Source organism: Kribbella speibonae (assembly GCF_004331375.1).
Classification (GTDB): Bacteria; Actinomycetota; Actinomycetes; order Propionibacteriales; family Kribbellaceae; genus Kribbella; species Kribbella sindirgiensis.
The window spans coordinates 25,823-44,389 of record NZ_SJKC01000001.1; the positions used below are offsets into that span (position 1 = coordinate 25,823).

19 protein-coding genes are annotated in these 18,567 nt (G+C 68.1%); 9 read left to right on the forward strand and 10 right to left on the reverse strand.

Annotated elements, in window-relative coordinates; genetic code table 11:
* Position 1: 1 nt before the first annotated feature.
* From E0H92_RS00130 to E0H92_RS00145, 4 genes are read right to left on the reverse strand one after another with little or no spacing between them, the layout of a single operon-like run.
* A complete protein-coding gene (locus E0H92_RS00130; protein WP_131494963.1) occupies positions 2-892 on the reverse strand; it encodes a carbohydrate ABC transporter permease in 891 nt (296 codons plus the stop codon).
* Entirely contained in the window at positions 889-1,788 is a 900-nt protein-coding gene (locus E0H92_RS00135) for a carbohydrate ABC transporter permease (RefSeq protein WP_131295177.1), read from the reverse strand. The genes E0H92_RS00130 and E0H92_RS00135 overlap by 4 nt, the downstream gene beginning before the upstream one ends.
* 3 nt (positions 1,789-1,791) lie before the next feature.
* Positions 1,792-3,087, reverse strand: coding sequence for an ABC transporter substrate-binding protein (locus E0H92_RS00140; RefSeq protein WP_131494964.1), 1,296 nt, complete (start codon positions 3,085-3,087; stop codon positions 1,792-1,794).
* Complete coding sequence (locus tag E0H92_RS00145) at positions 3,084-3,977, reverse strand: nucleoside hydrolase (RefSeq protein WP_202873472.1); 894 nt, start codon at positions 3,975-3,977, stop codon at positions 3,084-3,086. Before E0H92_RS00145 ends, E0H92_RS00140 begins: the two co-directional genes overlap by 4 nt.
* A gap of 118 nt (positions 3,978-4,095) precedes the next feature.
* Between E0H92_RS00145 and E0H92_RS00150 the strand changes: the two genes are divergently transcribed.
* Positions 4,096-5,505 carry an FGGY family carbohydrate kinase gene (locus E0H92_RS00150; RefSeq protein ID WP_131494966.1) on the forward strand — a complete coding sequence of 470 codons (1,410 nt, stop codon included), beginning with the start codon at positions 4,096-4,098 and terminating at the stop codon, positions 5,503-5,505.
* Here E0H92_RS00150 and E0H92_RS00155 read toward each other — a convergent pair.
* Complete coding sequence (locus E0H92_RS00155; RefSeq protein WP_131494967.1) at positions 5,492-6,322, reverse strand: hypothetical protein; 831 nt, start codon at positions 6,320-6,322, stop codon at positions 5,492-5,494. The two genes, E0H92_RS00150 and E0H92_RS00155, sit on opposite strands and share 14 nt — an antisense overlap.
* Before the next feature lie 201 nt (positions 6,323-6,523).
* Between E0H92_RS00155 and E0H92_RS00160 the strand changes: the two genes are divergently transcribed.
* The 6 genes from E0H92_RS00160 (at position 6,524) to E0H92_RS00185 (ending at position 12,684) form a co-directional block, all read left to right on the forward strand.
* Entirely contained in the window at positions 6,524-7,273 is a 750-nt protein-coding gene (locus E0H92_RS00160; protein WP_131494968.1) for a cupin domain-containing protein, read from the forward strand.
* Complete coding sequence (locus tag E0H92_RS00165) at positions 7,270-8,430, forward strand: Gfo/Idh/MocA family protein (RefSeq protein ID WP_131494969.1); 1,161 nt, start codon at positions 7,270-7,272, stop codon at positions 8,428-8,430. The genes E0H92_RS00160 and E0H92_RS00165 overlap by 4 nt, the downstream gene beginning before the upstream one ends.
* Positions 8,430-9,578 (forward strand): dihydrodipicolinate synthase family protein, encoded by a 1,149-nt coding sequence (locus E0H92_RS00170; protein ID WP_131494970.1) that lies wholly within the window; start codon positions 8,430-8,432, stop codon positions 9,576-9,578. The genes E0H92_RS00165 and E0H92_RS00170 overlap by 1 nt, the downstream gene beginning before the upstream one ends.
* Complete coding sequence (locus E0H92_RS00175) at positions 9,575-10,390, forward strand: sugar phosphate isomerase/epimerase family protein (protein WP_131494971.1); 816 nt, start codon at positions 9,575-9,577, stop codon at positions 10,388-10,390. The genes E0H92_RS00170 and E0H92_RS00175 overlap by 4 nt, the downstream gene beginning before the upstream one ends.
* Before the next feature lie 15 nt (positions 10,391-10,405).
* Positions 10,406-11,161: a sugar phosphate isomerase/epimerase family protein gene (locus tag E0H92_RS00180; RefSeq protein WP_131494972.1), complete on the forward strand. Its 756-nt coding sequence runs from the start codon at positions 10,406-10,408 to the stop codon at positions 11,159-11,161.
* Positions 11,162-11,244: 83 nt separating this feature from the next.
* Entirely contained in the window at positions 11,245-12,684 is a 1,440-nt protein-coding gene (locus E0H92_RS00185) for a diguanylate cyclase domain-containing protein (RefSeq protein WP_131494973.1), read from the forward strand.
* Positions 12,685-12,705: 21 nt separating this feature from the next.
* Here E0H92_RS00185 and E0H92_RS00190 read toward each other — a convergent pair whose 3' ends face one another.
* Both E0H92_RS00190 and E0H92_RS00195 read right to left on the reverse strand, forming a co-directional pair.
* Entirely contained in the window at positions 12,706-13,905 is a 1,200-nt protein-coding gene (locus E0H92_RS00190) for a peptidase M16 family protein (protein WP_165549653.1), read from the reverse strand.
* Positions 13,851-14,357, reverse strand: coding sequence for a peptidase M16 family protein (locus tag E0H92_RS00195; protein ID WP_131494975.1), 507 nt, complete (start codon positions 14,355-14,357; stop codon positions 13,851-13,853). Before E0H92_RS00195 ends, E0H92_RS00190 begins: the two co-directional genes overlap by 55 nt.
* Before the next feature lie 160 nt (positions 14,358-14,517).
* On the opposite strand from E0H92_RS00195, the gene E0H92_RS00200 reads away from it, so the two are divergent.
* Together E0H92_RS00200 and E0H92_RS44595 are read left to right on the forward strand one after the other, a co-directional pair.
* A complete protein-coding gene (locus E0H92_RS00200) occupies positions 14,518-15,570 on the forward strand; it encodes a hypothetical protein (RefSeq protein WP_165549654.1) in 1,053 nt (350 codons plus the stop codon).
* Between the two features lie 11 nt (positions 15,571-15,581).
* Entirely contained in the window at positions 15,582-16,652 is a 1,071-nt protein-coding gene (locus E0H92_RS44595) for a hypothetical protein (protein ID WP_131494977.1), read from the forward strand.
* 283 nt (positions 16,653-16,935) lie between these two features.
* On the opposite strand, the gene E0H92_RS00210 is transcribed toward E0H92_RS44595, so the two are convergent.
* Genes E0H92_RS00210 through E0H92_RS00220 form a run of 3 tightly spaced genes read right to left on the reverse strand, consistent with a single transcriptional unit; the run spans position 16,936 to position 18,508 of the window.
* Positions 16,936-17,418 carry a GNAT family N-acetyltransferase gene (locus tag E0H92_RS00210; protein WP_131494978.1) on the reverse strand — a complete coding sequence of 161 codons (483 nt, stop codon included), beginning with the start codon at positions 17,416-17,418 and terminating at the stop codon, positions 16,936-16,938.
* Positions 17,419-17,462: 44 nt separating this feature from the next.
* Positions 17,463-18,281: a Fic/DOC family protein gene (locus E0H92_RS00215; RefSeq protein WP_131494979.1), complete on the reverse strand. Its 819-nt coding sequence runs from the start codon at positions 18,279-18,281 to the stop codon at positions 17,463-17,465.
* On the reverse strand, positions 18,278-18,508 hold the full coding sequence (locus E0H92_RS00220; protein ID WP_131494980.1) for an antitoxin VbhA family protein: 231 nt from the start codon (positions 18,506-18,508) through the stop codon (positions 18,278-18,280). The genes E0H92_RS00215 and E0H92_RS00220 overlap by 4 nt, the downstream gene beginning before the upstream one ends.
* Between the last annotated feature and the right edge of the window lie 59 nt (positions 18,509-18,567).

The following is an 18,567-nucleotide window of genomic DNA, read 5'->3' on the forward strand; positions in this document are numbered from 1 at the left end:
CCTATCCTTTGAGCGAGCCGGCGGTGAGGCCGCCGACGATCCAGCGCTGCAGCAGCGTGTAGGCGATGAGAATCGGCACCACGGCAATCAGGATGCCTGCCGCGAGACCGGTGTTGTTGTTGGCGAACTGGCCCTGGAAGTTCAGCAGACCGACCGGGATGGTCTTGTGCGCGTCCGAGTTCAGCAGGATCAGCGCGAACAGGAACTCGTTCCAGGTCGCGACCGCGTCCAGGATCGCCACGGTCACCAGGGCCGGGACCGAGAGCGGCAGGATCATCGTGAAGAACACCCGCCAGTCGCCGGCGCCGTCCACCCGGGCGGCCTCGATGATCTCGTCCGGGAGCTGCCGGAAGAACGACTGCAGCACCAGGACCTCGAACGGGATGCCGAACGCCAGGTACGGCCCGATCAGCCCGAAGATGCTGTCGGTCGCGCCGGCCGAGCGCATCATGATGAAGACCGGGACGATCGTGATGTAGATCGGGATGGTCAGCCCGAGGAACACGGTGAACATCACCGTCTTGCGGAACTTCATCCGCAGCTTGGCCAGTGCGAACCCGAGCATCGCCGACACCAGGACGCCGAGCGGAACTTTGATCAGCGCCAAGATCGCGCTGTTCTTGTACGTCGTGGCGAAGTTGCCGATCCCCCACGCGTCCTTGAAGTTGCTCCAGGTCAGCTGGTCGGGCCAGGACAGCGGCCCGTTGCCGATGAAGTCCGCGAGCGGGCGTACGGCAGTGATCACCAGGAGTGCCAGCGGCGAGATCCAGAAGAGTGCGATCACCGCGAGAACCAGCGTCATCACCAGGCCGCGACGCCCCTTGGGTCCGGGACTCTCGGACGGAGTGGACTCGAGCGGCGGTTCTACCGGGGCTTGGGCGGTGAGGGTCATGAGGCCTCCCTGGTCTGGGAGCGGACGTACGGGATGCCGACCGCGATGGCGACGAGCGTGATCACGACGGCGATCGCGGTGCCGTAACCGGCCTGGTAGTACTGGAAGACGTTGAAGTACATCCACGTCCCCATCACCTGCGTCGACGTACCGGGACCGCCGTACGTCATCGCGTAGATCATGTCGAAGACCTTGAACGAGTCGATCAGCGACAGCGCCAGCACGATGTAGTGCGCCGGCCGCAGGCTCGGCATCGTCACGTGCCAGAACTGCTGCCACTTCGTCGCACCGTCGACGGTCGCCGCCTCGTACAGCTCGTTCGGGATGCCCTGCAGCGCGGCCAGGTAGAGCAGCATCGGGAAACCGGTCCGCAACCAGATCGCCGGCACCATCACGGCCCACAGGGCGGTCGAGTCCTGCCCGAGCCAGGCCTGGGCCAGTCCGTCCAGCCCGATCATCCGCAGGAACGAGTTGATCGCGCCGTACTGCGGGTTGTAGAGCCAGCCCCAGATGCTCGCGATCGACACCAGCGGCAGGACCGCGGGCGTGTAGAAGATCAGCCGCAGGATCGGCTTGCCGTGCACCTTCCCGTTCAGCGCGATCGCCAGCAGCAGACCGATGACGGTTGGTACGGCGATCGTGACCACGGTCCAGATCAGGTTGTTCCGGACCGCCTCCACCACGACCGGGTCCTGCGGCAGCTTGAAGTAGTTGTCCAGGCCGACGAACTTGTACGTCGCGCTCAGGCCGTCCCAGTTGGTCAGGCTGAACCACAGTGACGACAACGCCGGGTACACCAGGAACCCGACGTACACCGCCAGCGCGGGGATCGCGAACAACCACGGGGACCAGCGGCCACCCCGCTTCGGTTTGACCAGTGTTGCTGTCGTTGCCATCCGCTAGCTCTTCGCCCAGGCGGAGACGATCTCCTGCATCTTCTTCGCGGCGGCGTCCGGGGCGACCTTGCCCTGCAGCAGGTCGCTCTGCACGCTGAAGTACTGGTCGGCCTGCTTCTTCGGGAACGCCTGGTCCTGGATCGTGTAGAACGGGTTGCTGCCGTACTTCTGCGCCCACTCGGCCGCCAGCGGCAGCGTCTTCGGGTCGGGCTCCGCGCCCTTGACCGTGGAGGCGGTGACCTGCAGCGCCTTCTGGGTCGCCGGCTGGACGATGAAGTCGATCAGCGCCGCGGCCTTGTCCGCGTTACCGGACTTCGCGTTGATCATGTAGCCCTCGACGAACCCGGAGTGCCGGGCCGGGGTCTTGTCGGTCGGCAGCTCGAAGTTGCCGAACGCGGACGAGCTCTTCTTGGCCGACAGGATCGCCGCCGCCTCGGTCCAGGGCCCGGTGATCGTGTACGCCGTCTTGCCCTGAACGTACGCCGGCTCGATATCGGCCGGGTCGAGGCCGAGCGCACCCTGCGGCAGCCACTTCTTGTCCTGCCACTTCTTGAACAGTGCGAACGCCTCGACCACCTCGGGCCGGTCCCAGCTCTCGGCCCCGGTCAGCAGCTTGTCGTGCAGCTCGGGCCCCGCGGTGTGCTCCAGCAGGTACTCGAACAGGCGCATGATGTCCCAGCCGTACTTCCCACCGAGACCAGCCGGCGTCACACCGACCGCGACCAGCTTGTCGTTGATCGCCTCCAGCTCGGCGTAGGTCTTCGGCGGAGCGCTCACGCCGGCCTTCGCGAACAGGGACTTGTTGTACCAGGCACCGATTCCGAGGGACACGAACGGCACCCCGGCCTTCATCCCCTCGAACGTCATCCCGCCGATCGCCTGGGTGTTGATCTTCGCGTCCCAGCCGTACTTCGAGTAGTACGGCGACAGGTCCAGCGCCTGCTTCGCCTTCGCGAACGGTGCTCCGATCTGGCCGCCCCAGATCCGCCAGACATCCGGGCCCTTGCCGCCGAGCAGTTCGGTCCGCAGCTTGTCCGGGTACACCGCGGCCCCCGAACCGGGCAGGCTGTCGACGGTGGTCGTCGTACCGTTCTGCTCGTCGAACTTCTTGACCTGCGCCTTCAGCAGCCCGATCGTCTCGTCACCCTCGTAGGTGAACAGGCGGAGGTTGTTCGACGCTGCCTGGGTGGCTCCCCCGCCGGTCGACGCACCGCCGCCGGTGCAGGCGGACAGACCGGCGCCGAGTGCGGCGGCGGACGTGAGACCGAGAAATCCCCGGCGGGTGTACGACGTGCTCATGAGTTGCTCCTTTGGCGGGCAAAACGGCGGATCTTGGCGAACATGTCCTCCAGCAGGAAACGGACGTCGACCTGCTCGCAGACCTGGATGGGGTTGTCGGTGCCCGGCAGATACCAGCCGTCGACACCGAAGCGCGGCGCCGGACGGGTCCGGAAGTTGCCGCTGTGCGGGTAGAGCATCAGGGAGATGGCAGGCGAGTCGCCGAGGGAGCGGGACTCGATCGGCTCGCCGTGGTACGTCGCGTTCCACTCGATCAGCTGCTCGATGAGGTACTTCCCCAGCGGACCGGCGTCGCCGATCTTCTCCTCGAGCTCGGCGTAGCTGACCGAGACCTTCGTGTAGACGTCACTCGGGACCTGCCAGACGGTGATCCCGGAGCCGAACACCACGTTGGCGGCGTGGATGTCGTTGGACAGGTTGAACTCCAGCCGGTGGTCGGCCGCGTAGCCGTTGTAGCCGCGACCGCCGATCCAGACCACGATCACCTCGCGGTTGACGATCTCCGGGTCGAGCAGGATCGCCGACGCCATGTCGGTGAGCGGTCCGAGGAAGCTGACGAACAGCGGGTCGCCCTTCGAGGCGAGCTTGGACTCCTGGACGATCAGCTGCGCGCCCGGGGAGTCCAGCGGCGTCTGCTCGTCGGCGATTCCGGTGGGCGCGCCGTTCGCGACCGGGACCTTCCCGGTCAGGTCGAGGAGGCCCAGCAGCAGGTCGATCTCCTCGCGGGACTCCTCCATGCTGCGCTCCGACCGGTGGGTGCCGAAGTGCGCGGGGATCAGGCCGCGGACGTCGAAGGTCGGCGACAGCAGCCCGTGCACGATCGCGAACTGGTCGTCCGCCTCGTTCTTGGCATCGGTGTTGATGATCACCCGGCGTCTACTCGGCCTCACGCGCGCTCCTCGATCCCTTTGAGTTTGAATAGATATTCAGTAGTGCATAGCCTGTCGCCATGAGTGTCACCACGCGGCTAGAGTCACGTCAAGAGCTCAGTTGAAACTTGGAGGGGCGATGGTCCAGGCGGTACTCGCGATCGACCAGGGCACGACCAACTCCAAGGCCGCCCTCGTCACCCCCGAAGGCCACCTCCTCGCCACCGGCTCCGCCCCCGTCGGCCTCTCCACACCACGCCCCGGCTGGGTCGAACAAGACCCCGAAAACCTCTGGCAGAGCGTCTTGCACGCGATAGCCACAGCAACCTCGTTCGAGGACGGTCGCGTGGAGGTCGTCGGGATCGCGCTTTCCACTCAACGGGAGTCCGTCGTGGGCTGGGACCGGTCCGGCGAACCCGTCGGCCCCGTCCTCGGCTGGCAGGACGTGCGGACCGCCGAGTGGTGCGCGCAGCTCCCCTCGACCGTCGACGACCTGGTACGCCGACGTACCGGCCTCCGCGTCGACGCGATGTTCTCCGCCCCGAAGATGCGCTGGCTCCTCGACCGATCCGACGCGTACGTCGGCACCGTCGACGCCTGGCTGATCCATCGCCTGACCGGTTGCCAGGAGCACCTGACCGAAGCCGGCAACGCGTCCCGCACCCTGCTCTACGACACCGTCGACCTTGACTGGTCGCCAGAACTACTGGAAGCGTTCAACATCCCCCGAGCAGCGCTCCCCGACGTACGACCGTCGAACGCCGGCTTCGGAGTCACGAAAGATGTACCAGGACTCGCCGACGGCATCCCGATCGTCGCCGTACTGGCCGACTCACATGCCGCGATGTACGGCCAGGGCTGCACGCAGGCGGGGACGGCGAAGGCGACGTACGGGACCGGCTCATCGGTGATGACGCCGATCGCCGGTTTCGAGCCAAGCGGATGCACGCTCGCCTGGCTGACCGACCGGCCGATGTACGCACTGGAAGGCAACATCGTGTCGTCCGGCGCCGCGCTCGCCTGGACGGCCGACCTCCTCGGCCTGCCCGACGTCGGTGCGCTGACCACGCTCGCGGCGACCGTCGAGTCAGCCGAAGGCGTCGTACTCGTACCGGCTTTCGCGGGGCTCGGAGCACCGCACTGGGATCGCGAGGCACGGGCGGCACTGACGGGGATGAGCAGTTCGACCACGCGGGCGCACATCGCGCGGTCGGCAGTCGACGCGGTCGCTCACCAGATCTGCGACATCACGGACACCATCCCGGGCACGCTCAGCAGCCTCCGCGCGGACGGCGGCGCGACGGTGTCCGGCCTGCTCATGCAGACGCAGGCGGATCTGCTCGGTCATCCGGTCGAGGCTGCCGACGTACCGGAGATCTCTGCCTTGGGTGTGGCCGAGCTGGCCTGGACCACGCTCGGGGAGACGACCGGCTGGGCCGGTAAGCGGTCCTTCCGGACCTTCGATCCCGGTATGGACGCCGGCGATCGTGACCGGCGGCGCGCCGAATGGGCCCAGGCGGTCGCCTCGGTCCGGGTCAGGCCAGCTTGATCCGGAACACGGCCAGCCGCGCGTCGTGGCCGTCGACGTTCATCGGGATCGCCTTGGTCCCGACGAGGTCCAGGCGGACCGTACCGTCGCCGGGCAGCCAGTTGATCCGGTCGATGCCCTTGGCAAACACCTTGCGCTCGGCGTCCTGACCGGTCGCGCGGTCGTAGCCGGGGTTGTTGGTGTCGGCGGTCCAGATCACCAGGTGACCGTTGTTGTGGTGGGCCATCACGCGTTCGCGGTGGAGCTTCTTGTGCAACTGCCATTCGTCGCGCAGGTTCGGGTTGTTGTTGCCGTTGTAGGCGCCGGCGATGTAGTGCGAGTTGATCAGCGCGAACTTCAGCCCCGGGTGCGCGGTGTGCTCGACGACCACCTCGTTGATGAAGCGCGGCGGAGTCACGTGAGCGATACCGCCGTGCACGAACGTCCGCTTGGAGTTCACGAGCTTCCACGGCGCCGGGACCGAGATCGGCACCCGGAAGGACTTGGGGTCGCGCAGGAACGCGTTGTGGTACTTGGGCCCGAAGTGCCGCGTGATCATCGGCGGCTCACCCGAGTCCCCCTCACTGATCTCCTGCCAGCCGACGAACGGCCGGTGCCCCGGGTCGCCGCCGCGGACAGCCTGGATCGCCGCCTCGCGGGCTCCGAGGCGCTTCCGTCCGATGTTGGCGGTCACCACCGGTAGCCGAAACCATCCGGTCGCCGATTCCCGAGCCGCTTCGTTCGGTAGTGCGGCCTGGGCTGCACCCGCTGTGCCGAGCGCGGCCAGCGCCCCACCTCCGAGCATCAGCACCTGCCGCCGGCTGAACCTGTCGACCATGAACACCTCCACAAGAGTCCGGCCGAGCGGGCCGGAGGGCGAATGTCTTGCTGACGGGCTACGACGTAGCCAACCTCACAGCCGTTCCACCAGAGTGGTGGAGATCGCTTTCCGTTACAGGTTGACGTGGGGTTTTCGCCCACCTATGGTTACGGTCACAAGCTCTGGAAAGCCCTTTCCCAGGCTCGGAGGGAGGTGTACATGTGTGAGTTCGAGCCCGGATCTGCGGTGGCGCTGCCCGGCGGTATCGGCATCTCGAAGCTGACGGTGTACGACATCGAGGCTCCCGACGGCCTGGTCGGCGGTACGCCGCACGTGCACCTGGCCTGCTCCGAGGGGTACTACGTGGTCGCCGGCACCGGCGCCGTACAGACCCTGAACACGAAGGGTTACACCGAGACCCCGCTGCAGGCCGGCGCCGTGGTCTGGTTCGACCCGGGCACGATCCACCGGCTGGTCAACGGCGGCGGTCTGCAGATCCTCACCCTGATGTCCAACTCTGGACTCCCCGAGGCCGGCGACGCCGTCCTGACGTTGCCGCCCGAGCACCTCACCGACCGCGAGGCCTACCAGCGAGCGACCGCCCTCACCGGCGAGGGCGAGGACCGTACGGCGTCCGCGATGGCCCGGCGCGACCTCGCGCTGCAGGGGTACGCCGTACTGCGGGAGCGGTACGAAGCCGAAGGCCCCGCGGCGCTGGACGACTTCTTCGCGGCGGCGATCCAGATCGTGCGGCCGCAGCTCGCGGACTGGCGCGAACGCTGGGAGCAGGGCGCCCGCAGGCTCGCGGACGAGACCGGCGCCGCGCTCGACGCGCTCGAGGCCGGTACCGCGCCGCACCTGCAGTCCGCCGAGCTCCACCGACTCTCCACCCCCACCGAGCCCGGCCGGCACGGCATGTGCGGTCGCCTCGACGTTTATGACACTCAAGCGCGAGAGGTACGACTGTGAACGAGCGACGCATCGGCATCGTGATGAACGGCGTCACCGGCCGGATGGGCCTGCGCCAGCACCTCGAGCGCTCCATCGTGGCGATCCGGGAGCAGGGCGGCATCCCCGCCGCCGACGGCACCATGATCATTCCCGAACCGATCCTGGTCGGCCGCAACGAACTGAAGCTGCGCCGGATCGCCGAGCAGTACGGCCTGGAGCGGTACACCACCGACCTGGCCGAGGCGCTGGCCGCGCCGGACGTGGAGATCTACTTCGACTCGCAGCTCACCCAGCTGCGGGAGAAGGGCGTCCGGGCCGCGGTCGAGGCCGGCAAGGCGATCTACTGCGAGAAGCCGATCGCCGAGAGCCTGGACGCGGCCGTCGACCTGGCCAAGCTGGTCGTCGACTCCGGCCTGAAGAACGGCGTCGTGATGGACAAGCTGTCGCTGCCCGGCCTGCGGAAGCTGAAGCGGCTGGTCGACGGGGGGTTCTTCGGCCGGATCCTGTCGGTTCGCGGCGAGTTCGGCTACTGGGTCTTCGAGGGCGACTGGCAGGAGGCGCAGCGGCCGTCCTGGAACTACAAGTCCGAAGAGGGCGGCGGCATCATCCTGGACATGTTCTGCCACTGGCGGTACGTGCTCGACCAGACGTTCGGTGCGGTGAAGTCCGTGTACTGCCAGGGCGCGACGCACATCCCGACCCGGGTCGACGAGAACGGTGACTCGTACACCGCGACGGCGGACGATGCGGCGTACGGCGTGTTCGAGCTCGAGGGCGGGATCGTCGCGCAGCTGAACTCGTCCTGGGCCACGCGGGTGTTCCGCGACGAGCTGGTCGAATTCCATGTCGACGGGACCGAGGGGTCGGCGGTCGCCGGTCTGCGGAACTGCCGCGCCCAGCACCGGTCCGCGACACCGAAGCCGGTGTGGAACCCGGACCTGCCGGTCACCGAGAAGTTCCGCGACCAGTGGGCGACGGTGCCGGACAACGAGCCGATGGACAACGGGTTCAAGGTCCAGTGGGAGATGTTCCTGCGGCACGTGGTCGACGACACCCCGTTCACCTGGGACTTCGTCGAGGCCGCGAAGGGCGTTCAGCTCGCCGAGCTCGGCCTCAAGTCCTGGCACGAGGGGCGCAAGCTCGACGTACCCGCTCTCGATCTCGGGACCAACTGATGGAACTGAAGCTTCCGGTCGAGGGTGGGCTGGAGAGCTATCGGCTGGTTGGTGAGCCGGTTGCTCAGGGCACCTATTCTCCGGCGAGTTCGCGGTTGGCGTTCGCGGCCGCGCATGTTGTCGCGGACCCGTTGGGCGACAACTCGCCGGGCGCGCCCGCGGTGATCGACTGGGAGCACACGCTGGAGTTCCGGCGGCACCTGTGGTCGCTCGGCTTGTCGGTCGCAGAGGCGATGGACACCGCGCAACGCGGCATGGGCCTGGACTGGAAGGCCACGCAGGAGCTGATCCGCCGCTCGGCAGCAGAAGCCCCCGACGGCCGAATCGCCGTCGGCGTCGGCACGGACCAGCTCACCGGGGGTGGTTCCTCGCTCGACGCGGTGATTGCGGCCTACGAAGAGCAGTTGGCTGTGGCTGAGGGCGCCGGCGCGCAGCCGATCATGATGGCCAGCCGGGCGTTGTGTGCCGCAGCTCAGTCCCCCGACGACTACCGGAAGGTGTACGACCGCCTGCTCACGCAGTCCTCGCGGCCGGTCATCCTGCACTGGCTCGGACCGATGTTCGACCCAGCCCTGGAAGGCTACTGGGGCAGCGGATCGTTCGACTCCGCTGTGGACACCGTCGTCGAACTGATCAACGACAACGTGGACCACGTCGACGGTATCAAGATCTCGCTCCTCGACGCCTCGAAGGAAGTTGCCCTGCGCAACCGCCTCCCCGAAGGCGTCCGGCTCTACACCGGCGACGACTTCAACTACCCGGAACTGATCCGCGGTGACGGGGAACGGCACAGCGACGCGCTGCTCGGGATCTTCGCCGCGATCGCCCCGGCAGCGGCAGCCGCACTGAGCGCCCTGGACCGTGGTGACTTGGACGAGTACGAGCGCGTGTTCGCGCCGACGGTTCCGTTGGCTCGGCAGATCTTCTCCGCGCCGACGTACTACTACAAGACCGGAATCGCCTTCCTGGCCTGGCTGAACGGGTTCCAGCCCGGGTTCACGATGGTCGGCGGCCTGCAGACCGGACGATCGCTGCCGCATCTCGCGGACACGTTCCGGCTCGCGGACCAGGCCGGCGTACTGACGAACCCCGAGCTGGCCGTCGACCGGTTCCGGCAGCTGTTGCGCGTCGGCGGGATCGACGCGTGAACAGGTACAGCCTCAACCAGGCGACCACGAAGTACTGGCCGCTCGAGGACGTCGTCGGGGCGAGCGCGAAGGCCGGCCTGGAGTGGATCGGGCTGTGGCGCGAGCCGATCCAGGAGTACGGCGTGGAGGACGCCGCGAAACTGGTCGCGGACGCGGGCCTGAAGGTCTCCTCGTTGTGCCGCAGCGGTTTCTTCACCGCGACCGACCCGGCCGAACGGAAGGCCAAGATCGAGGACAACCGGCGTGCGATCGACGAGGCCGCGACGGTCGGTACGTCGGTCCTCGTCCTGGTCAGCGGCGGGCTCCCGGCCGGATCACGTGATCTTGACGGGGCCCGCGGCATGGTGCGGGACGGGCTCGCCGAGCTGGCGCCGTACGCGTCCGAACGCGGTGTGAAGCTTGCGGTCGAGGCGCTGCATCCGATGTTCTGCTCGGACCGCTGCGTGGTGTCGTCGCTCGGCGGTGCGCTCGACCTGGCCGAGCAGTTCCCGGCGTCGCAGGTCGGCGTGATCGTGGACGCGTACCACCTGTGGTGGGACGCGGACGTGTACCGGCAGATCGAGCGGGCCGGCGAACGGATCGTGTCGTACCAGGTCAGCGACTGGGTGGTCCCGCTGCCCGCGGACACGCTGCTCGGGCGCGGGATGATGGGCGACGGTTCGATCGAGCTGCGCCGGCTGCGCGAGGCCTGCGACGCGGCCGGGTACGACGGGCCGATCGAGGTCGAGATCTTCAACCAGCAACTGTGGGACGCGCCGGGACAGGAGGTTTTCGACCTGGCGCTGGCGAGGTATCAGGAACACGTTCTCTGACAAGGAGCTACCTGTATGACTGACCGGACCATTCCTGCCGACGGAATCGGCATGCACCTCTACACGATGCGGGACGTGCTGGCCGAGGACTACCCGGGGACGCTGAAGCGGCTCGCCGGGATCGGGTACCGCACGGTGGGGGTGAGTGGGCGGTTCGACCACAGTGCGCCGGAGATCCGCGGGTTCGCGGACGACGCGGGGCTGTCGATCGTGCTGGAGCATGTCGGGTACGCGCGGATGAGCGACGACTGGGCGGGCGCGCTGGCCGACGTACAGACGCTCGGGGCGCAGTGGGCCGTCGTACCGTCGATTCCTTCCGAACTGCACTCGGTCGAGGGGTTCAAGACCGCCGCGGCCGCGTTCACCGAGGCCGGGAAGGCGGCGCGGGACGCCGGGCTGAAGCTGCTGTTCCACAACCACGGCCGGGACTTCGACGAGGTCGACGGGCAGGTGCTGTACGACATCCTGCTGGACGTGGACCCGGAACTGCTCGGGTTCGAGCTGGACCTGTACTGGGCGGTCGACGGCGGGCACGACCCGGCGAAGCTGTTCCAGGAGCACCCGGGCCGGTTCCCGGCGCTGCACGTCAAGGACATGGCCGAGGACGGGTCCTGGGAGGACGTCGGGGCCGGGAAACTCGATTTCGGCGCGATGTTCGCGCACGCGGAGTCGGGTGGCGTGGAGCAGTACCTGGTCGAGCACGACAAGCCCACGGACGCCTGGCACTCGGCCGAGCGCAGCTATCGCGGGCTGACCGAGCTCAGGTACTGATTTCGCTGTGACAACAAACGCTTAACCGGGTCAGCTGTGGATACGACTGCTCACGCCTGGTGAAATCGGCCTATTCTCAACGGGTGCAGAACGAGCCCGCGGTCCGGCTGTCCGCCGTCCGTCGCCTGTACGAGGTGAGTGCGCGGATGGGCGCCGGGCGCAGCCTTGCCGAGACGCTGCAGGCGGTCGTCGACGGTGTCGTGAACGGGCTCGGCTTCGGGATCGCCGTCCTGAACCTGCGGCACCCGGACGGAAAGTTCGAGGTGATCGCCGTCGCCGGGTCGCCGGAGGCCCGGGCGGCACTGCTCGGGAAGGTGAGCGCATCCGACCTGTTCGACGCCGAGTTCGCGATCGCGGACGCCTGGGGCAAGCTCCGGTTCGTGCCGCACGAGCGGCTCCCCGAGGGTGAGGTGACCGGCTGGGTGCCCGACGTACCGGTGTCCGACGCACCGGACGCCTGGCACCCGCTGGACGCGTTGTTCGCGCCGCTGTACTCCTCCGACGGCGACCTGGTCGGGATGCTGTCGGTCGACCTGCCCGAGGACCAGCGGCGGCCCGGCCCGATCCACCGGGAGCTGCTGGAGATCTTCGCCACCCAGGCCGGGCTGGCGATCGACAAGGCGCGGCTCACGGATCGGCTGCTCGCCGAGAAGACCCGGCTGGAGGCGAGCGAGGCGACGTTCCGGCTGGTCTTCGAGGGCGCCGGGAACGGGATGGCGACGGTCGCGTTCGACGGACCCGAGCTGGGCCGGATCCTGCGCGTGAACGACGCGTTCTGCCGGATCACCGGCTACGCGCCGGATCAGCTGCTCGGCACGCGGCTGGTGACCTTCCTGCGGGACGAGGAACCGGAGCAGACCCGGGCCGAGCTGGAAGAGGTTGCCGCTAGCAACGGTACGTACCGGTTCGAGCGAGTCTTCACCCAGCCCACCGGGAACGCGATCTGGCTCGCCGGTACGGCGGCGCTCGTCACCCAAGGCGCCGGGCTGCCGCGGATCCTGCTGGTCCAGATCGACGACGTGACCGCCCGCAAGGACGCCGAACGCGAACTCCGGCACCACGCCGCCCACGACCCACTCACCGGCCTGCCGAACCGCCGCCTCCTGCAGCACCGCTTCACCAAAGTCCTCGAACAGACCCGCGCCACCGGCCGCCCCGGCGCCCTGCTGTTCTGCGACCTCAACCACTTCAAACTCGTCAACGACGGCTACGGCCACGAAGCCGGCGACCGCGCCCTCCGCGAGATCGCCACCCGCCTGAGCACAGCGGTCCGCCACGGCGACACCGTCGCGAGGCTAGGCGGCGACGAGTTCGCCGTACTCGCCGAAGACATCGCCGGCGACGACCTCACCACCCTCATCACCCGCCTGGAAACCGCCGTCAGCCGCCCCCTCCCCAACATCTCCGTCCAAGTCACCACCAGCGTCGGCACCGTCCCCATCACCCCCACCACCACAGACCTGGACACCCTCCTCCACGAAGCCGACCAAGCCATGTACACCGCGAAGAACCGCCGTACGTAGAGGCTCCGCTCGCCTGATCGGTCAGGCCCTGCGAAGGTTGTTGAGGGCAACGATGACGGTGCTCGCGAGCGCGGCGACGGCGACGCGCGGGGCGATCTCTTGCAGCGTCAGGCCGCCGACCAGGCCAACGACGACCACTGCGGCGCAGAGCAGGACACACCAGACGGCCGGCTTCTTGAGCAGGTACGTCGCCTGGTGGCGCCACGTCACCGCGCTGCGGGGGATGCCTTCGGGATCGCGGGGCGGCATCAGGACCTGCAACGCCGAGGGGACGGCGGCATCGACGGCTTCCACGGCCTGTTGACCGTTCCGCCAGCACGCCGGCTCGATGTGCAACTGGCATCCATCGCGACGGACGAGGTGCCGGCCGCCGTCCGGATACGCGACCACGACCGCCAGATCGTCGTACGACGCCGAGGTCTCAGCGGATCCTGTCTCGATCTGCGCGCTGCTGGGGCCAACGGTCAGGTCGCCGTCCACGACCGGCCAGCCGGCGGGCTTGAAGCGTCGTCCGGTCGGCCTCGACCTGGAGGCCGGCGCGCGAAGATTCCAGTGCAGCCGCGAATCGGCGGTCGCGTCCGGATCGACCGACAGCAGCAGGTTGCCCCACAACGCGTCCGCCGCTTGGCGGACGTCGCCGACCGTGATCGCCTCAGCCTCCGCAACCAGCTGGTCGCGGTCCAGCACCGGACGACCGAGCAACCCCTCACGTGCCGCGAGATAGGGCATCCAGTGCTCCGCCGGCTCGGTCTTGATCCGCCGTATCTCCTGATCCAGATCGTCGCGCAACTCGGTCCGGTCCGGACCGCGCTGCCGCAACCGGCGAAGCACGTCCAAGGTCTGGGCAACGACAGTCCGTCGCGCCTCGGGCAGGATGTCGATCCCGGCGGCGAGCATCGCATTCTCCGCGTCCACGAGTTCGTACGACTCCCACCCGCTGTATCCGACTCCGGCGCCGTGCCGGAACCCGTCCTCCAGTCCGCGCCGCAGTGCCCGCCCCAGCGTGGGACCGATGGTCGATCGTGGAAGCACGCCCGAGATCACGACGGACCCCGGAGACCCAGCGAAGCCAAGCGGCAGTGCCTGATCGCATGGCACAGCGGACCCGCCGGGCAACCGCGGACCGTCGGGCAGCGGAAGCCGCAGACCCGCCGGCGGCGGACCGGTCAGTGCGAGTACGGCGTTGCCGCGCGCGAACGCCTTCGCCGCCAGCGCCCGCAACCGCTCCGGATCGGCGGTTTGCAGTCGTACTCGTCATAGGCGACGAGTCCCGGGCCCTGGGCGCCGTACCGCCACAACATGTGCAGCTCGACAGGCCCCGGACGTCGTCTCGCACTCTCGGCACGCAGGACTCGCCGCTCGTGCTCCAGGTCGCCGAAGCCCGGAGCACCCAGCCAGCCGCAGAGGTCCTGCAGGAAGGTCACGATGTCGTCGGGTTCACCTTCGGCGTCGAAGGTCGTGTGCAGCATCGTGATGCGCCCGTTGATCGGTGCGCGGATCGTGTCGCGGTCGTGGAGCGCCAGGTGCTCGAGCAGATGCCACCAGCCGCGTGTGGGCAGGGTCTCGTCCGCCAGACCGCCCCGGAACCACAAGCTGGCCCGCATCCGGCGCTCACCCGGCACCCAGTAGACAGGAACCCCGTCCACCTCGGTGACCCGCAACTCACCAGCCATCTCCGCGCATCCTCGCTGCTCCGGGACAAATGCTGGATCATCCTGCCGGACCAGAGCGTTGTCCGCCTCCTGTTTGCCACTTTTGACAGTTGAATCGGGGGAGGCACCTGTGGTTCAAATAGGTCCTCTTGATCTGGGGGATCGAATGATGCGCACCTTGATGTCTGGACCCGCGTCTGTCCACTACGGGCAGCTCTACGTGCAGAGCGGCGGGCGCGACCCGGAGCTGCCTGAGTCCTTCGCCGGCCATCAGAACGGTCTGTGTGGCGCCGCGGTCGAGGGAACGCTGTTCCTAGTGACCGGGCTGCACACCGGAGACGTGGGCTTCGGCGTGGAGCTGTACGACGATGCGCCGCCGATCGACGACAGCTGGGAGGAGATCGTCGAGACGTCGTTCAGACCGCTCGGGGAGACCTTCCTGAGCGGCTTCGACAGCGGGTACTGGCCGCTCGAACTTGAGCTGGTCGACTATCGCGCGCGGTACTGCGGCTGGGGAATGGACGCAGGTCATCAGGCCGCGCCGCCGGAGGACGGTGAGCCACCGGTCGATCGGTATCTGCTGCAGCTCTGGCCGGCACCGCCGGAACCCGATCGCGTGATCAGGCAGACGAGCGCGCAGGCGGCGTACTGGCACGGTGTCGCGCGGAAGACGCCGCCGCCGCCGACGCCGGAGCAGCGCGCTGAGCTGCGGCGGGCGCGCGAACGTCGCGAGGCGGAGGAGCGGGAGGCCAGGAACCTCGAGTCGTGGGGCGGCAGCATCCCCAGCGAGCGGATTCAGGACAAGTACATGTCGGTCCTGCTGGTGCAGTACGACCGGCCGCTGCTCGACGACCTGGATCGGGCGACCCCGGAGACGCTGGTCCGGATCGCCCGCTGGGCTGCGCGGCGCGGCTGCGTCGCCACCGGTCTGGATCGGACCGACTGGATCGCCACGCGGCTGGACCAGATGGACCAGGGACTGGGTCCGCGCGACTTGACCGCCCCGCCGCCCGGCACCTTCGCAACCGACGGGCCCATCCTCGTGTCCACCTTCGGGGGCACCTGGCCACGCGACCTCAGCGAGCCGCTGCAGGCGCTGACAGTCATCGACTCGACGTACGACGACGACCCGCTGGACGCCGCGATCGACACCCTGCTCCGCACCATCGACGCAGTCGGCAACGGCCACCAAGTGATCACCGAGCTCCGCCAAGCCTTCCCGGACCTGAGCTGATGCGGACGGTGATGACGGGACCGGCGCGGGTCGCGTACAGCCAGATCTATGTGGAGAGTGCGGAGAACTACGCCGACCTCGGGGAGTGTTTCGCCGGGCAGCGGAACGGGCTGTGTGGGGCCGCGGTGGCGGGGAAGTTGTGGCTGGTCACCGGGCTGCATACCGGCAGAGTCGGCTTTACGGTCGAGGTGCACGAGAGGATGCCCTCGGTCGAGTACAGCGCGGAGGACGTTGTCGAGGCGGCGTACCGGCCGATCGGTGACGCGGCGTTGGTCAGCTGGGGAGGAAGCGGCGGGCCGTGGCCGCTGGAGCTCGAACCCGGGGTGGACTACCGCGTGCGGTACTCCGCTTGGAACATGGACGCTGGCCACCAGGCCGGACCGCCGATGGACGGTGAGCCGCTGGTCGACCGTTATCTGTTGCAGTTCTGGCCGGCTCGGCCTGCGCCGGATCGGGTGGTGAAGGAGACCAGCAAGCAGGCGGCGTACTGGCACAAGTCCGCGCGTGAACAGCCGACACCGGCCCAGTTCGCCGAGATGAAGCTGGAGAAGGCACGGCAGGCCGAGGCGCAACGACTCGCGGAGTATGCGGCGGCCTGGGGTGGGGTCTTGCCGAGCGAGCGGATCGAGAACATCCGGTTCGCTCGGGAGTTGTCGGCGGTGGACCGGGCGTTGGTGGATGCTTTCGAGCGCACCGATCCTGAGACTCTCCGGGGGATCGCTCGCTGGGTCGCGCGGAGAGCGTGTGTGGAGGCCGGGTTCGGTCGGCTCGAGAGGATCGCCGCGATCCTCGACCGGATGGACCGTGGGGATGAGCTGTACGACGCGCTCAACGGTCCACTGCCCTCGCTCCCACCCGGCACGGAAGCGCAGGTGACCCTCGTCCTCAGGAGCAGGCCCGACCGGTGGGACGACCAACTCGACCCCTTCGAGAACACCACGCTGATGGTCACGGCGGCCTGCGACGAGGACCCACTCTGGGCCGCGATCGCAGCCACCTGGCTCGGCCTCGGGCCGTTCACCAACAAGACCCAACTGCTGAGCGAGCTCCGTCAGATCTTCCTCACCAGGGAAGGTCCGTGAGGGTTGGTCGACCCACCTGCTCCCCGGGGCGGGCGAGCGGCGGGGCCCGTGAGACAGGTTCTGGTGGGGTAGGACCCGATATAACCTGTCCGCCGCCCCCGGCGGGTGTCCCTTCCCCCGACAACCGGCCGACCGCGCGGCCCATGCGCCGAACCGGGGCGGTCGACTCGCCCGGGACGGTGCTCCTTGTGCGGGGAAGCAGTTCGGGGTGGGTGGGAGCGGCGCGTAGCACGGCGACGGAGGAGCCGCGCGTAGTGGCGCGGGGTTCATCACCTTGTTCTGGTTATGAGCCTAGGTTTTTGAGGGGTTGGGCGGTTAGGCGGTAGGTGGTCCATTCTTCTTGGGGGTTGGCGCCTAGGGACTTGTAGAAGTCGATGGCGGGGGTGTTCCAGTTGAGGACGGACCATTCGAGGCGTTCGTAGTTGTTGGTGACGCATTCCTGGGCGAGGGCGGTGAGGAGGGCTTTGCCTAGGCCGGTGCCGCGGGTTTCGGGGCGGACGAAGAGGTCTTCGAGGTAGATGCCGTGGACGCCGCGCCAGGTGGAGAAGCTCAGGAACCAGAGGGCGCAGCCGGCGACCTGGCCTTCGTGTTCGGCGACGTGGCAGAAGAGCGCGGGGTTGTCGCCGAAGAGGGCGGTCTGCAGCTGGTCGGCAGTCAGGTGGCACTCTTCGCGGGCCCGTTCGTACTCCGCGAGTGCGTACACCAGCTCCACGATCGCTGGTACGTCGTCCGGCCGGGCACGGCGAATCCGTTCGTCGGTCTGCATACCGCCTATCCTGCCCGGACGACCGGAACCGTCCGCCCGAGAGGTCAGTTCTGGTGTTCGGCCTCCGCCTCGGCCTCCTGCTCGACGGCGTGGGTGCCTGGGCGTTTGTCGTCGATGTCGATGTGCTCGGACTCTTCGACGCCGGCGTACGTCGAGTTCTGGAGTGCGAGGGCGGCCGCGAGTTCCGGGTCGGCGCGGAGTACGGCGCCGCGTTCGACGGTCATTTTGTCGAAGACAGCGTACATCTTGCGTGGGTCCGGGTCGGTGCTCTTCTCCAGGTCCGGCGGGTACGACGCACTCGACGCCGCGTTCCATTCGTCCCGCTCGACGCGGTCGAAGTCGAGGCGGTACGGCGACATCTCGGACACCTGGCTGATGAACTGTTTAGCGGTCGCGCCGTTTCCTTCGCGGAACGGGTGGGTGAGGTTCTGGTAGCTGTACACCTCGGCGATGCTCTGCACGAACTCCTCGCGCGACATCGTCGACCAGTCCTTCTCGTTGACCTTCGCGCTGACCTTGTCGGTCCACTTGTCCAGGCGCTCGGGCGGTACGAACGCGTTGCCGTGGTTGGACAGGCCCACGTCCCGGAACTTCCCGGCCCAGTCATACACGTCCTGGAACATGTGTTTGTGGATCGCCTGCAGGTGCGCCTTGTCGTACGTGCGCGGGATGTCGACCTCACCGCGGTCGATCTCGCCCTGCCGGACGGCCCGCAGACTGTACTCCGCGAAGTGCAGCTCGAGCGGGTTCTTGATGTCGAGCTTGTTCTTCAGGCAGCTGCCGGGTTCCCACAGGTAGGCGTTCCAGCGCTCCCTCCGCGCGGCGGCCTCCGCGGCTTCTTCCGGAGAGACCTCTTCGGTCACGCGGGTTCGCCGCCGGTCACCTTCGACAGGGTCCGGCGGATGTACTCCGCGGTGTCGATCCGGCCCAGTTCGCGATCGATCAGATCGGCGACGTCGTCCCGGCCGGGCTCCCAGCCCTCGAGGCGGTTGTTCGCCAGCGCGTCACTGACCCGCTGCTTCTGCTCGTCGTCGAGTTGGTCGAAGAGGTCCGGCCACCGGCGCGCGTAGCGGCACGGTTCGTACGGCATCTGTCAGCTCCCCGTGTAGTCGGCAATTCGGGCCAGCCTAGCGAAGCCCCGGATCGTAC